Here is a 12585-nt window from a genome sequence, read left to right as displayed (position 1 = left end):
CAATAGTTAATAACTTATTGTCTTAATTACGGCGCTCTGCATTTTTATCTCCTAAAGTTTTCATGATATCTCGCCAAGTTAATATGCCAACGGGAATGCTATCTTCATCAACAATAGGAATACATGACGTTTTAGTCTGATTAAAAATATCAATGGCATCAAAAACATTAGCGTTAGGCGTTAAGGTGACCAATTTGCGATTCAGTATTTGATGCGCTTTCTTGTTTAAGGTTGCTGTATCTCTTGGGAGCTCTGCGGCAGTGCCGATATTAGGACTCAGTGCTTTGAGAAGATCTCTGTCTGAAATAACCCCTGATAATTGTTTATTATCAACGACCAGTAAATGATGAAAATTAGCATGTTCAAAAATATTTTTTATCGTCAATAACGTATCGTCCAAAGAGACGCTAACAAATGCTTTGGTCATGATGCTGGCTATTTTCATTACGCTACCTTTTATCCATTTTATTCTTAACTATACAATACATTAACAAACAACAAAGAGAATTTACTTTATTTGGGGATAATAGATGACAATTAACCTAACAATGGCACAATGAACTAAGACTCAAAATAAGGAATATAAATGAAAGGTTTAACTACCTTAATTTTATTGTGTGTTAGCACAATAAGTTATGCCACCGAACAAGCAGAAGAAATATTCAAACAACTTGCTCCGTCACTTTATCAAATAAGACTTATAGACATCGCCAGCGGTGAAAAGTCATCAATTGGCTCTGGTTTTCAAATTAGTGCCGACGGCTTAATTGCAACCAATTATCACGTTATTTCTGGCTATGCGCGTCATCCCAATAAGTACACGATTGAAATTTTTGATCACCAAGGTAAAAAAGCGCCACTGACTTTGCAAAGTGTTGATGTTATCAATGATCTAGCCTTGGTAAAAAGAACAACCGATGGCGAAATGCCTTTCTTTAAAATTGCAAAGCGTGTCCCCCAAAAAGGCGAAGAGCTTTATTCGTTAGGTAACCCGCACGATTTAGGCATGATAGTAGTACCCGGCACTTACAATGGTTTGAAGAATGAATCTTTTAACGACCGCATCCATTTTACCGGCTCGGTGAACTCTGGGATGAGTGGCGGACCTGTCGTTAATAAAAACTCTGAAGTCGTTGGAATAAATGTAGCGACTTCAGGTAATCAAATCGGATTTTTAGTACCACACGATAAACTGCTTAACTTATACAAGCGTTATAAAACAGGTAATCCTGAAAGTATTGCAGCACAAATGGCACAACAACTTGCCGATAATCAAGACAAGTTAATTACCACCTTGTTAAATAGCGAATGGCAGATGCGCCCTTTAGGAGAAGGTTTAATTCCCGTGGTTAATATTCCTTTTATTCGTTGTTGGGGAGAGTCAAACGCTGATAAGGCAGATGCTATTGTTCTAGCCGTGGTTGCTAATTGTTCTTTGGATGAAAACACTTACATCTCAAATGATTTTTTCACCGGCTCTATTGAAATGGAATATCGCTATATGCAAGCAAAAGAACTTAGCGACACTAAGTTTTATCAAATATTTGAGCGTCAATTAACGCAAGTCATGCCAGGAAACAAAGCGGGTAAAGATGATGTTACTGAGTTTCAATGTCAGCACGATATTGTTACACCATCAAACCAAGCGATTACCAACAAATCAGTTTTTTGTACCCGTGCCTACAAAGATTTTCCTAAATTATTTGACGTTTTATATATAGCTATTTCTGTTGATAAGGGCGACCAAGCCTTACTTAGCCACTTTACTGTCGCTGGCGTTACGCAAAATAGTGCACTCAAGTTTACAGAGAAATTTATGGAGTCTATTTCATGGAAATAATCATAGAAGAAATTACTCGCGCCCATAAATTAATAGCTCGACATAAATTTATGCAAAATCACATCAATATTGGTCGTGGTTATGATAATGATATTATTATGGCGGACCCACATATTTGTGCCCAACACCTTAGTCTTAATTTTAATGGTGAACATTGGCTGCTAAACGATGAAGGCTCTATTAACGGCAGTTTTTATGACGATGAGTTTTCAAAAACAAAATCAGCTGTCCATCAGCACATCGTTCGTTCTGGACAAGTCTTTATGATTGGCAAAAGTTTAGTACGCATTGTTTTTCCCGATCACCCCGTACCTGAAAGCATTAGTTTTAGCCCTTTTGAAAATATTTTAACCTTAACAAGACATCCGGTCTTTTTAGCCATAAATATTTTATTATTTGCCAGTGTTACCGGCTGGTTATTTAACCTTCACAACCCTGTAGAAGTCAATTTCACTCAGTTATTAGTACCGGCTATTGGCATGACTTTACTCTTTGGGCTTTGGCCTATTGGTGTTGCTTTGGTTTCTCATTTAACCAAGCATGATGCTAGATTTTGGGGACAATTAGGCATCTGTTTTGTCTTTTATAATTTAATGTGGCTAAGTGATTTTATTGAAAACATCACCAGCTTTAATGCTTCATCTCAGTCAATACTCAGCGTACTTGCCACTTTCTTACCTATTGTATTGGCATTTTGTTTATTCTGGCTAAATTGCCAAATTGGTTTTCATATGAGCACTCGACGCAGAACAGTAATAGCAAGTTGCATGACGCTGCTATTGTTTGGTGGTAGCTTCTTAATTCAGTTAAGTAAAAAACCTGAATTCAGTATCCGTCCCGCTTTTAATACCACGTTAATGGCGCCAAGTTATTTATTTACTCACAGCAATAATGTCCAAGGCTTTCTTGAGAGCAGTAAAACATTATTTAACGATGCGCAAGAAGCAGCACTTGAAGACAAATAAAGCGCCTTAATAAACAGAAAAAGCTAACGAGTTCGTTAGCTTTTTTGTTTGTTAGCCCAGAGAATAATGACTGAGTGATGACGACACATTAAGGTCGAGGAATAAAACCTACCGCATCATAAACTTTTGCTAATATTTTACTTGCTCTAGCTGATGCTTTTTCAGCGCCTGCTTTCATCACTGCATCTAAATAAGCCTGGTCCTCACGGATCTGATGATATCTTTGCTGAATAGGTTCTAATAAAGCAACCACAGCATTAGCAACGTCACCTTTTAAGTGCCCGTACATTTTATCTTCATATTGTGGTACTAACTGCTCAACGGTTTCACCTGTACAACAAGACAATAAAGACAATAAATTTGATACACCTGGTTTTTCTTCAATATTGAAATAAATATTAGCTTCTTCATCAGAATCAGTCATGGCGCGTTTGATTTTTTTACTGATTTTTTTAGGGTCTTCTAATAAGCCAATAAAATTACCAGGATTAGCGTCTGATTTTGACATTTTCTTTGTTGGTTCAAGTAAGCTCATTACTCGCGCACCAAATTCAGGAATATAAGGGGCTGGCACAGTGAATGTGTCACCATGAAGATTATTAAAACGAGTCGCTATATCACGAGCTAATTCTAGATGCTGCTTTTGATCTTCACCAACCGGGACACGGTCAGCATTATAGAGAAGAATATCTGCTGCCATTAAGACTGGATAAGTAAATAAACCTGAATTCATATTTGCTTCAGACTTTTGTGACTTATCTTTGTATTGCGTCATTCTGTTCAATTCGCCCATTTGTGTGTAACAATTTAACACCCAACTAAGCTGAGCATGTTCAGGGACATGTGATTGAATAAAGATGGTACTCTTTTCTGGGTCAACGCCGCAGGCTAGATACAAGGCTAGGCCATCAAGCGTCGCCTTTCGCAAATCAGCGGGGTTTGGGCGAACAGTAATAGCATGTTGATCAACCAACATGTAATAGCACTCATGGCTATCTTGCATGCTAACCCATTGTTTTAACGCACCTAAATAATTACCAATGGTTAAATCACCTGATGGCTGACAGCCGCTTAATACGATAGGTTTACTCATGATTTCTCTTTATTTTATTTGATTTATTTGTTAATTAAACTATTGGCTAACTGTCGCTAATTCGCTGCGCATTTCATCAATCGCCAGCTTATAATCTGGCTTTGAGAAAATGGCTGACCCTGCAACGAACATGTCAGCGCCCGCCGCCGCTATCTCAGCAATATTGTCTGCTTTAACACCGCCATCAACCTGTAAACGAATATCACGTCCACTAGCGATGATGCGCTCTTTTACTAATCTCAACTTATCCAATGTGGTTGGAATAAACGATTGACCACCAAAGCCAGGATTAACTGACATCAACAAGATAACATCGAGTTTATCCATAACAAAATCTAAACAATTCAATGGTGTGGCCGGATTTAGTACCAGTCCCGCTTTACAGCCATGGTCTTTTATTAATTGCAGAGTACGATCAATATGATCACTTGCCTCTGGATGAAAAGTGATAATATCTGCGCCTGCTTTAGCAAAGCCTGGAATTAGACTATCAACCTGCTTGACCATTAAATGTACATCAATAGGTGCGGTAATACCGTAATCACGTAGCGACTGACAAATCATTGGGCCAAAAGTTAAGTTAGGCACAAAATGATTATCCATTACATCGAAGTGCACAACATCGGCACCCGCAGCTAAAACCTTAGCAACATCATCACCTAAACGTGCGAAATCAGCAGACAATATAGAAGGAGCAATTAAAAATGAAGACATAGATAAACCTTTTTAGAATATTGCGCAACATTATAACAACGACCTAAGGGAAAACTCTATAAATTCATGCGTCCAAGCGTTATTTAACTCAATGTTACCTAGCGATTGCTCTTTTAGTGTCGAATGATCATGATTATTTCGTGCTCTGATTACTTTTTATAACCACGGCTTAACTATAACGTGAAAGACTGCCAAGAAAGACCACTCCATACCAGATAATACCAGTCGATATTTTATGAAAATACGAATCGATATTTTATGCACTTTTTATGAGCGTTAACGATTTAATTGCACCAATAAAGCTCGTCTATTAGTGAGAGACCCTCATAATAAAAAAACAACCTCACCAAGTCATTGAAATAATTATGTAAAATTTATTAATATTATTATGTCGCTCAGGCATCTACCTTGCAATGTATGGTTTAGCCCTAAAATATTAAATAAAAAACTACTACATAAAGAGACTATTATGAAAAAAACACTATTATCGATATCGCTCACATCTTTACTTGCCGCTACTTCATTATTATCAACACAAGCATCAGCTGTTGAAGGTTTATCTGCTAATGTTGCTGCTAGTAGTAACTATATATGGCGTGGTGTTAGCCAAACAGACAATGCTGCCGCTATTTCTGGTGGTATCGACTATGCTGACGATTCAGGCTTTTATGCTGGAGCTTGGGCTTCAAATGTCGATTTTGGTGATGATGCGAGTGCTGAACTAGATTTCTACTTAGGTTTTAGCGGCCAATTAAACGAAGATGTTAGTTATGATGTGGGTTATATTTATTATGCCTACCCTGACTCAGCCCAAACAGATAGTACTAACGAATATGATTTTGGCGAGATATATGGCTCTTTGGGCTATTCATATTTTTCACTTTCAGCAAGTTACGGAATTCATAACGACGACGGTGCTGCTTTTGCTGATGCCAGCTTATATATTGCAGCGGGAGCAGAGTTTGAAGTAGCTGATGGTTTAACCTTAGCTTTTCATCTTGGCGATTATTCTTTTGACGACGCCATGATCGCAGAAGATTATAACGATTACAGTGTTAGCTTAAGTAAAGATGGCTTTACCTTTGCGGTATCTGATACCGACATCGATAATGATGATATGAAGTTTGTCATTTCTTATTCGGTTGATATCGACTTATAAATAAAGATAAGCCAGTAATAATTTTACTGGCTTTTTAAAGATAGTTAAAGACAGTGCAAAAAAAATCTTCGCGTAGTACAATTATATTAGTGTTGATTTAAAAATAAACGGCGGCATAGCTAAGATATTTAAACCTAATTAATATATTTAGCGAAACCAAAAAGCCGATATTCATCACAATAACGATTTGCATCCATTAGTGAAATTTTACCTAATTAAATTAAATTTTAAGGATTTTACATGCAAATAATTATTTTTGATGATGCTGAACAAGTTGCAGAGCATGCAGCACTATGGGTCAGTGAATTAATCACTAAAAAAGCCAAACCTGTGCTCGGTCTTGCTACCGGTAGCACCCCGATTAGCCTCTATAAACATTTAGTTAATAAACATAAAAATGAAGGGCTAAGCTTTAGCCACGTCTCGTCATTTAACCTTGATGAATACCATAATATTAATGCTAATAATGCTCAAAGTTATCGGAGTTTTATGAAAGAGCATTTATTTGATAACGTAGACATAGCACAAATCAATACCTACCTACCAACGTGTAACCATAACCAAAACCCTCGTGAACAAGGGCTTAACTACGAAAACAAAATAAAATCATTAGGGGGTATCGACTTACAAATATTAGGTATTGGCGCTAATGGCCATATTGGTTTTAATGAACCGACGTCGAGCTTATCATCTCGTACCCGTATCAAAACATTAACCCAGCAAACACTGACAGATAATAGCCGCTTATTTAAAGACGGTGAAACACAACCAACAATGGCAATGACCATGGGTATTGGCACTATTATGGATGCTCGCTATGTGTTATTAATGGCGACAGGAGAAAATAAAGCCCAAGCAGTAAATACAATGATCACCGGAGCTTTATCCGCTATGTGTCCGGCATCCGCATTACAGATGCATGAAAATGCAGTTATTTTGTTAGACAAAGCAGCTGCAAGCCAACTACAAGATCATCAGTATTACCTTTGGGCTGATCAGCAACACCGTAAAATCAACGAAACTTATGGTTTTTATCATAATTATTAACAAAGTGAATGCTTCAATAAAAGGTCCCTAATCTAGGGACCTTTGTTGAGGTGAGATTTAACTTAACTTTTGTAGTTTTTTGTCTCGGTACATTTTGCTGTCTGCTATCGAGATGAGTTGTTCTAAGCTCTTGGATTGTTGAGGAAATAACGCTAAACCGAATGAGAATCTCAATGATAATTTATGCTTTGCCACCTAGTAAACTTTCTCTTGCAGTTGCTGAAATCGATCGTTTATATTATATCTCGCAGTGACTAATGTTTGAGCTGTGTTTCCTTGTGCTAATAACAGCACAAATTCATCTCCGCCCCATCGACAACAAAAGTCATCGGCACGTAAAGTGTTTTTTAAGTTAACCGCGAAGGCTTTTAACAGTTCATCACCGATATTATGACCGTATGAATCATTAACGCGTTTAAAATCATCTAAGTCTATCATTACTAGACTGTAGCAATCATTTCTGGTCAGTGTAGCGGAAAGTTTATCGAAATATGCCATTAAAGCGTATCGATTATCTAAGGTGGTTAGCGGATCATGGAAAGCTTGTTCCGTCAGCTTTTCATTGAGCACTTGAATATCGGTAATATCAGTCACTGTAACGGCTACAGAGTTAACTTGGTCTGAATGACTATCAAAAACAGGCTGATAAGCAACTTTGAGAAAAAGCATTTGTTTTTTATTTTCTGAATAAAACCAATCAGTATAAGTTCTCACCTTGCCTGAAAAACATAAATCGAGCTCTTTCTTAACCACTTTATTGAAAGCTTCTTCTCCTAAGACCGTTATAACATGTTGGTTAATAATGTCCGCTTTTGGCAAGTCCCATTTAAGGCTATATTGCTCATTAACTGACAAATAGTGATAGTTTTTATCAACTAAGGACAATAAATTATTCGAGTGGTCGACTAAATCAACAACAGATGAGTCCTGTAGTAATTCAGCACTATATTCAATAAGAAACAGAATCGGCTGTTTACTGATAATACTGACATACACCTCTATATTTTTTTGGATAAAACTAAAATGTGTTAAACATTTATCATTTGAGCCTAAAGGCATATTAGAAATGTTGAGAATGAATTCAGATAAACTAACCTTACTGTCACATAATGCAAAGAAGTCATCTCCCTCATTAATATGATATTTATGCTTGATGTGTTTACTACGACTAACTACAGTTCCTTGCTCATTAATAATTAAAGCGGGAAAGTTAACATAATTGAGTAAATCAGTGTTCAATGGAAAATCCTTTTTCTATTTTTATCAGTAAATTAGATAAATAATCTGTATATTAGACAAATATACAATTTAGCATAGACTAGCTATATTTTACTGTCAAAAATATATGCATTTTTTATAATTTATATCGACTTTACCCTGTTATGTTACACAGGTAATCATTGTTCATCGCCACCACGTTAGCGATCACCTTGAAATAAGTTGCTCGTTCGATAACGCTAAAACGTGTAGATAATAATGATGAAATATATTTAGGATTGTTTTAGCGCGAAAAGTAAGCGACTATCAAGTGTCACCCAACAAAAGGATTATATGATGCCAACGGAAAACTTATCAAAAAAAACAAATTCTTCTGATAAAAGTAGTAGTTTTAAAACGACCGCTAAAAGCGTCGGCGCCGCTTTTTTTGGCGTACAAAGTAATAAAAACCGCGATAGAGATTTTAGTGAAGGAAAACTAAGCCACTTCATCATTGCTGCTGTAATCGGTGTAGCTATATTTATAGGCGTGTTGATCGCGGCAGTATCTTTAGTTTTACCTTAAGATAAGTGACTTAGAAGCTTACTTATAAAGTACCAGTAACTCTGCAACTTTATTACGTTTACTCGCCTTTTGACTAATAGTGCGCGCTACTTGTATCGTTTTTTGCTTACTGGCATGCTCATATATTTTACGTGTCCAGATAGTGTCATGATTACTGATCAATACTGATATTTTATCTTGCTCAGTGACTTCTTCAGCAATATTGGCTAAATCAGCTTGCTCATCTAAACCAAAGCCATTACCAACATAACTGGTAAAACTAGCTGTTTTACTTAATGGTACATAAGGGGGATCACAGTAAATGACATCGCCACTTTTTGCCCTGGCAAAAGTTTCTCGGTAACCTTCACAAACAAAAGTGGCTTTCTTAGCTTTTTCGGCAAAATACAGCATTTCATTTTCAGGAAAATATGGACGTTTATACTTACCAAAGGGAACATTATAACCGCCCGATTTATTATATCGACATAAGCCATTATAACCATGACGGTTCATATAAAGAAATACCAGCGAACGAAAGTAGCTGTCACTACTGGCATTAAACTCTTTGCGTAACCGGTAATAAACTTCAGATTGATTATATTCAGGCGTAAAGTATATCGCTGAATCTTTGATAAATTTTTGTGGGTTTTCTTTAATAATATTATAGAGATTGATTAAGTCTTGATTTATATCATTTAACAAGTAATGGTCAAAATTACTGTTCAGAAATACTGAACCAGCACCGACAAAAGGTTCGACTAAACGCTCCCCTTTGGGTAACATTTTATTAATTACATCGCTGAGGCCGTATTTTCCGCCAGCCCACTTTAAAAATGCTCGATGCTTTTTGATCATTTAACCCATTTGCCTTACAACTCATTATTTAAGTGCTAGGCTTAAATAGACGTTTAAAATAGAAAACGAATTGTATCCTGATTAGCTTATTATTGGGAGTCTTGATAAGCATTGATTTCATTATTAATTGCTTGAAGTGACTTTACCCACGGCTGATAAACTTTAATACTACTTGGCAGTAACGTAACAGCCTTTTCTGCGGCCAAACGAGTCTCAAAAACCTCAGAGGTTATCATTAGCATAGGTTGTTGATTAAATAGTCGGTAGTAACTTTTAATCTTGAGACCAACAAAATCAGGTATAAACTCCTGATATACGGAAAGACGAGTAAAACCAGCAATTTGTATAACAAAGCCCGATGGTGCGCTTATATAGTAACTGGCTTGGGCGCCAACATCTTCAATCGAGTTTACTGGAATAGCGGCTTGCGTAATCAGGGGGGTCACTTTATTTTCTGACTTTTTAACGGATAAAGCCTCTATTACGGTTTTACCCGTTGATAAGGTAACAGAAGCTTTATTTTCAGTATCCCCTTTTTTATCAAGAAACGATGCAAAGCGCTTAACTTTATCGGTGGCTATTGGCTCTGTCGACTCAACGACGTCTTTTTCTGCGTTAACAATCGCTTGAACGATATCATTTGGCTCTGCCGGTAGACTAATTAGAACCTTTACCCCTGGGTCGGGTGCGGTTAACGAAAGAAATATATCTTCACTCTTCGCTGAAGCACTCACATTTTTATTATTATAGGCTGAAATAATACTGGTCGAGTTTGCTGGTACCGCTTTTAATTTAAGCTGGGTGTTCGCACTAAAAACATCCTGTTGAAACAACCAATAACCTGTTGCCCCTAAGCAAATCACGAAACAGATAAAAATTAAGGTCCACTTCGTAAAACGACTGAAGGTAAAAAGTGATGTCTTCACTTTGAATGCTTTGGAGTTAAGGGTTAATAACTGACCTGTTTCTCCAGATAAAACTGAGATTTTCTTATGGAATAGTGATTTATTTTGAGCCAATAAAAGTCCAGCTTTTGGCGTACCAAGCATAAGCACACTGATTGCATAATTGGCTTTTTTCGCTATGTCAGTTAATTGACATAGCTCATGTAAAATTTGTACGGAGAGAAACTGGGCGTGTTCGATGACAATATCAATGGTTTGCTTTTCTTGCTTAGATAAATTGATCAAGCTAACAGCTAAAGACTGCTCAGGATCAAATAGAGTGTCAGCGAAAAGTTGCTCAACAATACGACAGCGAATTTGAATATCGTTTAATTTAGGTGATATAGCGATAAAAGCAGCATTGTGATCATTACCCAAAGAGCCAAGAAACTGACTCGCTACTTGAGAATAAACATTGGCATCTTGGTCAACAACCAAAACGGCATGCTTTGAAAAGCGTAAAATATAATCAACGCGTGCGTTAGCACTAATGGTTGTTACACCTTGTGGAGCGTTATATTCTGTGGCATGTGCTTGTGCAGACATGTTTCACCTGTTCTGTATTAAAATTACAGAATTTGTTGAAGCATCTCCTCACTAATATCATCACGCATTTCTGATTGACCAATAGCGGTGGGTACGATTAAACGTAATACACCTGCCAAATTCTTTTTGTCACGACGCATGTGACAAATAAATTCTTCAAAGCCCATACTTTCAGGCGCTATTAATGGTAAATCAAACGCGGCAATTAATGTTTCTATACGACGAAGATCTGACGCTTCAAGCAAATTCATTGCTACTGATAACTTAGAGGCAAGTACCATGCCAGTAGCGACAGCTTCACCATGAAGCCAGTTACCGTAACCTTGATCGGCTTCGATAGCATGACCAAAGGTATGGCCTAAATTCAATAATGCCCTTACGCCGGATTCGGTCTCATCAGCGGCAACAATATCTGCCTTGCATTGACAGCAAGTTTTAACCATTTCAATCAGTGTGTTTTTATCTGCTGATTTTATTTTTTCAATATTGCTTTCTAACCAAGCAAAAAAATCACTATCACCTAAGATACCGTATTTAATCACCTCAGCCATGCCCGCATTGAATTCGCGGATAGGTAAAGTGCTAAGGCTATCAATATCAATAAGAACAGCTTTTGGCTGGTAGAAAGCGCCAATCATGTTTTTACCTAAAGGATGATTAACCGCTGTTTTACCACCGACAGAAGAGTCGACTTGTGAAAGTAATGTGGTTGGAACTTGAATAAAGTTGATTCCGCGTTGGTAACATGCGGCTGCAAAGCCAGTAATATCACCAATAACACCGCCGCCTAAAGCAATTAATGTCGAATCTCGCCCATGACCATTTGCCAATAAATGTGACATGATCACATCAAAGTTTGCAAGTGACTTTTGAGCTTCGCCATCAGGTAATATTATTTCGTCAATGTCGAAAGCGCTTAGTTTTGCTTTTAAAGTAGCAAGATATAACGGCTTAACAATATTATTAGAAACGATGCATACTCGTTTACCACGAATATGCTGAGTAAGCAGACTATTATTAGTTAATAGTCCGCTATCAATATAGATGGGGTAACTGCGTGTACCGAGTTCAACATTTAGCGTTGTCATTTTTAGGTCTTTTTTTGAGTGCCTAGCCGCTTTTAGAAATCTAAGCGCTCAACAATTTTATGGGCAACAACTTTAGCACTTTGATCATCTGTTTTTACAATAACGTCAGCAATTTCTTCATATAAAGGATTGCGTTCTATTGCTAGATTCTCAAGTACTGTGCGTGGTTCTTCAGAGGTTTGCAACAATGGACGTTTACGATCACGCTGCGTACGAGCCACTTGCTTGTCTATAGTTGTTTCTAAGTAGACAACTATGCCTCGTGCCGATAAGCGATTACGTACTTGTGTACTTATCACTGAACCACCACCAGTCGCTAAAACAATACCTTGTTTTTCACTTAGGTCTTCAATTACACCTTCTTCTCTTTTGCGAAAGCCTTCTTCGCCTTCAAGATCAAAAACCCATGCGATGTCTGCACCTGTTCGGCGCTCTATTTCCTGATCAGAGTCAAAAAACTCAAGATGTAGCCTATCAGCTAATTCTCTACCAATTGTGCTTTTACCAGCGCCCATAGGGCCGATAAGGAAAATATTACGTTTTTCTGCCATTAGATTAACTTCAGCTCGT

Annotated in this window: 13 protein-coding genes; 5 read left to right on the top strand and 8 right to left on the bottom strand. The window is 37.3% G+C overall.

The window, feature by feature from the left end; translation table 11 throughout:
• Positions 1-22: 22 nt before the first annotated feature.
• Entirely contained in the window at positions 23-445 is a 423-nt protein-coding gene (locus tag H4J57_RS06195; protein WP_182242267.1) for a CBS domain-containing protein, read from the bottom strand.
• A 141-nt stretch (positions 446-586) separates the two neighbouring features.
• Between H4J57_RS06195 and H4J57_RS06190 the strand changes: the two genes are divergently transcribed.
• Entirely contained in the window at positions 587-1840 is a 1254-nt protein-coding gene (locus H4J57_RS06190) for a serine protease (protein ID WP_182242266.1), read from the top strand.
• On the top strand, positions 1831-2805 hold the full coding sequence (locus H4J57_RS06185; protein WP_182222459.1) for an FHA domain-containing protein: 975 nt from the start codon (positions 1831-1833) through the stop codon (positions 2803-2805). The genes H4J57_RS06190 and H4J57_RS06185 overlap by 10 nt, the downstream gene beginning before the upstream one ends.
• An 88-nt stretch (positions 2806-2893) precedes the next feature.
• On the opposite strand, the gene trpS is transcribed toward H4J57_RS06185, so the two are convergent.
• Together trpS and rpe are read right to left on the bottom strand one after the other, a co-directional pair.
• On the bottom strand, positions 2894-3898 hold the full coding sequence (gene trpS, locus H4J57_RS06180; protein ID WP_182242265.1) for a tryptophan--tRNA ligase: 1005 nt from the start codon (positions 3896-3898) through the stop codon (positions 2894-2896).
• A 39-nt stretch (positions 3899-3937) separates the two neighbouring features.
• Positions 3938-4612, bottom strand: a complete 675-nt coding sequence (gene rpe, locus H4J57_RS06175) for a ribulose-phosphate 3-epimerase (RefSeq protein ID WP_182213845.1) — start codon at positions 4610-4612, stop codon at positions 3938-3940.
• Positions 4613-5081: 469 nt separating this feature from the next.
• On the opposite strand from rpe, the gene H4J57_RS06170 reads away from it, so the two are divergent.
• Complete coding sequence (locus H4J57_RS06170; protein ID WP_182213846.1) at positions 5082-5771, top strand: TorF family putative porin; 690 nt, start codon at positions 5082-5084, stop codon at positions 5769-5771.
• A 240-nt stretch (positions 5772-6011) separates the two neighbouring features.
• Complete coding sequence (nagB, locus tag H4J57_RS06165) at positions 6012-6818, top strand: glucosamine-6-phosphate deaminase (RefSeq protein ID WP_182222460.1); 807 nt, start codon at positions 6012-6014, stop codon at positions 6816-6818.
• A 195-nt stretch (positions 6819-7013) separates the two neighbouring features.
• On the opposite strand, the gene H4J57_RS06155 is transcribed toward nagB, so the two are convergent.
• A complete protein-coding gene (locus H4J57_RS06155; RefSeq protein ID WP_182242263.1) occupies positions 7014-8057 on the bottom strand; it encodes a GGDEF domain-containing protein in 1044 nt (347 codons plus the stop codon).
• 315 nt (positions 8058-8372) lie between these two features.
• Between H4J57_RS06155 and H4J57_RS06150 the strand changes: the two genes are divergently transcribed.
• Positions 8373-8600 (top strand): DUF2970 domain-containing protein, encoded by a 228-nt coding sequence (locus H4J57_RS06150; RefSeq protein WP_070375653.1) that lies wholly within the window; start codon positions 8373-8375, stop codon positions 8598-8600.
• Between the two features lie 18 nt (positions 8601-8618).
• Here the strand turns inward: H4J57_RS06150 and H4J57_RS06145 are convergent, their stop codons facing one another.
• The 4 genes from H4J57_RS06145 to aroK all read right to left on the bottom strand — a co-directional run bounded on the left by H4J57_RS06145 (position 8619) and on the right by aroK (position 12566).
• A complete protein-coding gene (locus tag H4J57_RS06145; RefSeq protein WP_220463144.1) occupies positions 8619-9437 on the bottom strand; it encodes a Dam family site-specific DNA-(adenine-N6)-methyltransferase in 819 nt (272 codons plus the stop codon).
• A gap of 89 nt (positions 9438-9526) precedes the next feature.
• Positions 9527-10927, bottom strand: coding sequence for a hypothetical protein (locus H4J57_RS06140; protein ID WP_182242262.1), 1401 nt, complete (start codon positions 10925-10927; stop codon positions 9527-9529).
• Between the two features lie 23 nt (positions 10928-10950).
• Positions 10951-12015: a 3-dehydroquinate synthase gene (gene aroB, locus H4J57_RS06135; RefSeq protein ID WP_182242261.1), complete on the bottom strand. Its 1065-nt coding sequence runs from the start codon at positions 12013-12015 to the stop codon at positions 10951-10953.
• Between the two features lie 32 nt (positions 12016-12047).
• The gene (gene aroK / locus H4J57_RS06130) at positions 12048-12566 is read right to left on the bottom strand and encodes a shikimate kinase AroK (RefSeq protein WP_070375650.1); all 519 of its coding nucleotides are present in this window, start codon (positions 12564-12566) and stop codon (positions 12048-12050) included.
• Positions 12567-12585: the final 19 nt, after the last annotated feature.

This window comes from Colwellia sp. BRX8-7, from assembly GCF_014077275.1.
Taxonomy (GTDB): domain Bacteria; phylum Pseudomonadota; class Gammaproteobacteria; order Enterobacterales; family Alteromonadaceae; genus Colwellia_A.
The sequence above is the reverse complement of the archived record's forward strand: the minus strand, read 5'-3'. Positions and strand labels throughout refer to the sequence as shown.

Excerpts from the sequence above, each read along its gene's own strand:
- H4J57_RS06185 (WP_182222459.1), top strand. The coding sequence starts at position 1,831 with ATGGAAATAATCATAGAAGAAATTACTCGCGCCCATAAATTAATAGCT.
- H4J57_RS06190 (WP_182242266.1), top strand. The coding sequence starts at position 587 with ATGAAAGGTTTAACTACCTTAATTTTATTGTGTGTTAGCACAATAAGT.
- trpS (WP_182242265.1), bottom strand. The coding sequence starts at position 3,898 with ATGAGTAAACCTATCGTATTAAGCGGCTGTCAGCCATCAGGTGATTTA.
- aroK (WP_070375650.1), bottom strand. The coding sequence starts at position 12,566 with ATGGCAGAAAAACGTAATATTTTCCTTATCGGCCCTATGGGCGCTGGT.
- H4J57_RS06150 (WP_070375653.1), top strand. The coding sequence starts at position 8,373 with ATGCCAACGGAAAACTTATCAAAAAAAACAAATTCTTCTGATAAAAGT.
- H4J57_RS06145 (WP_220463144.1), bottom strand. The coding sequence starts at position 9,437 with ATGATCAAAAAGCATCGAGCATTTTTAAAGTGGGCTGGCGGAAAATAC.
- H4J57_RS06170 (WP_182213846.1), top strand. The coding sequence starts at position 5,082 with ATGAAAAAAACACTATTATCGATATCGCTCACATCTTTACTTGCCGCT.
- H4J57_RS06195 (WP_182242267.1), bottom strand. The coding sequence starts at position 445 with ATGAAAATAGCCAGCATCATGACCAAAGCATTTGTTAGCGTCTCTTTG.
- aroB (WP_182242261.1), bottom strand. The coding sequence starts at position 12,015 with ATGACAACGCTAAATGTTGAACTCGGTACACGCAGTTACCCCATCTAT.
- rpe (WP_182213845.1), bottom strand. The coding sequence starts at position 4,612 with ATGTCTTCATTTTTAATTGCTCCTTCTATATTGTCTGCTGATTTCGCA.
- H4J57_RS06140 (WP_182242262.1), bottom strand. The coding sequence starts at position 10,927 with ATGTCTGCACAAGCACATGCCACAGAATATAACGCTCCACAAGGTGTA.
- nagB (WP_182222460.1), top strand. The coding sequence starts at position 6,012 with ATGCAAATAATTATTTTTGATGATGCTGAACAAGTTGCAGAGCATGCA.